The organism is Bacteroides sp. (genome assembly GCF_019417265.1).
GTDB lineage: Bacteria > Bacteroidota > Bacteroidia > Bacteroidales > Bacteroidaceae > Phocaeicola.
In genome coordinates this window covers 1-2252 of record NZ_DXVR01000177.1, presented here as the reverse complement: position 1 = coordinate 2252, position 2252 = coordinate 1, and the positions used below count along the sequence as shown (strand labels likewise).

General features: G+C 40.8%; 2 protein-coding genes. Both read right to left on the bottom strand.

The window, feature by feature from the left end:
* A partial coding sequence (locus QZ379_RS12650) for a hypothetical protein (RefSeq protein WP_291565562.1) occupies positions 1-408 on the bottom strand: 408 nt, incomplete at its 3' end.
* A 327-nt stretch (positions 409-735) separates the two neighbouring features.
* Complete coding sequence (locus QZ379_RS12645) at positions 736-2250, bottom strand: IS1634 family transposase (protein ID WP_291565553.1); 1515 nt, start codon at positions 2248-2250, stop codon at positions 736-738.
* Between the last annotated feature and the right edge of the window lie 2 nt (positions 2251-2252).

Below are 2252 nucleotides of genomic sequence, written 5' to 3'. Positions count from 1 at the left end.
CAGAATATAAAAGAAATAAAGCGACAATGATAACGGAGCAGCATTGACTGAATTCACTAATAGAATTACCACAAATACCTCCACCACATTCACCAAAAGGAAAAGAAGGAATATTCCCGTCAATGCCCCCCAATAATACACCGTGTTACTAAAGGGACGCACCATCACCCCGTCACGCAATCCCGACCGTATCAGACGTTGCGGAAACTCGGACATAATAACTATCAGGAAAAGCGATTGAACCACGCTAAAAAGATATGCGTTCATCAAGGGCATGGAACAGGGAAGTGCTACCATTTTCCAGGCACTACTGCCTGCTCCATGTATATACATCTGATACGCAACTATTCCCACCAAAGACAAGACTATAAAGAAACGAAACACCCAGCTGCGCATCTGCAATTTCATTTCATTCCGCATTATCAAGAAAAAAGTATGCGTATCCATAGTATTCGATTTTAGATATATAACATCAACTTAAGAAAAACTCATTCGGCTTCAACATAAAACACTCAAGTGAACTGCAAATACCTTCCAAGTCAAAGATTACATCTTGCCACAAATATAAAACTTATTCCCAAAAAAGCAAATCTTCAAAAAAACGAAGGGACTATGTGAAAAAGAGGCTGTATTTTGTCGGGAAAAATGCGAAAGTAGATAATATTTGAACAGAAAAGGAAGATTTTTTTCTTTTATTTATTGTTCAAAATATTACTGATGTATATCCTGACTTCGTCAATGCGTACCCCAAAACCCATCATTAAACAATGGTGCGATCCGTTGATGACGTTTCATAAGCATTGTTCTTGTTATAGTTTGCTTACTTTGAGGTAAAGTCACCTGTATCGTGACTATAGTCTGTGCAAGCGCCAGCACTTTATCTACACTCATGTTTATATTGGATAGCTTCAGTAGTCTCTCTAGCTCTTTGTAGACTTTAAGTGCCACAAAGCAGATGCACACGTGAGCTTCTATTCTCCTACGGGTAAAATGAAACATCGGCCTTATCTCTATTTTTGATTTTGATATCCGGAAAGCCCTCTCAACATGCCCGAGATTATGGTATGCGGCGTATACCTCGCTAACAGGAATATCCGTGTTTGTAAGATACCCTTTAAGACCGTCCCATTTCTCGTCCGCTTCAAGCTTATCATAATTTATGGAAACCTTTACGTCTCCTTCCATTTTTAAGAATTTGTTGTAACCACGCTTGTTAATGTTGTCTTTCGTAAGTGTTCCTCGGTTATAAGCCTTTTCCAAACGGCGTATTCCCTTTTCTCTGTTATAGGCGTCCTTGCGGGCACGGTCGTCGGTATATCCTACCAAGAGTCGCTGTCCGTTACCTTTGTCGTACTCTATCATTTGACAATTGACCTTCGGCTGTGCAAGAATCCACTCCTGTATTTTCTTGCTTTCATTCTTTATCTTTGCGCCGATAATATATTTGTAGCCATTACTCTCAAGGTCCGCTATATTATTGCCGTTCATAAGCCCGGAGTCGGCTACGACAATAAAATCATCAAGACTGTACTTCCTGACAAATTCAGTCACGACAGGTAACATTGTATGTCCTTCATATTTATTGCCCTCGTATATACAATATGCCAACGGGTAGCCTCCAATACTGACAAGCAGCCCTGGGATTATTTGCGGATTCTTGTGACGGCCTTCCTTGGAAAATCCGGTCTTACGCAAGTCGTCTTCATAATCGGCCTCAAAATAAAGGGTGGTTACATCATAAAAAAGAACGCCAATATGCCCATCTGGTATTTTACTGGTGTGCATAACGCTGATACCCTGGACAATTTCATGCTGATTGTCGCTAAGTTTGTCCAGATAGCGGTATATCTTTGACAAGCTGACATCTTCGTCAAAATGATTCTTCAGATATTCTACTGTGGCTGATTTGCTTACAGGATAAGCAAGACGTGCCTTGACAAGCTGCCGAAAAACAATGTCCTCAATTCGGTTAAAGCCAATATTATCAAATACACGATCGAGTATTAAATCAGCTCCGTTGATAGATATATTAGTGATACATGAAAGCATTTGTTCGGCACTTAGCAGTTCAGTCTCACATTTCTTGCGTTCATCACCGAAAAGGTCCAGACGTGGATGGCGGCGTTCTTCCTCCCTGTCAATCCAGACACGAGCTTTGACCAAAAGTCCATCGATCTCATCTGGACTTTTGGCGATGCCTATAGTTGCAAACTCCTTGTAAAAGCCGGAACTCTTTTCAGCGACAACAATGC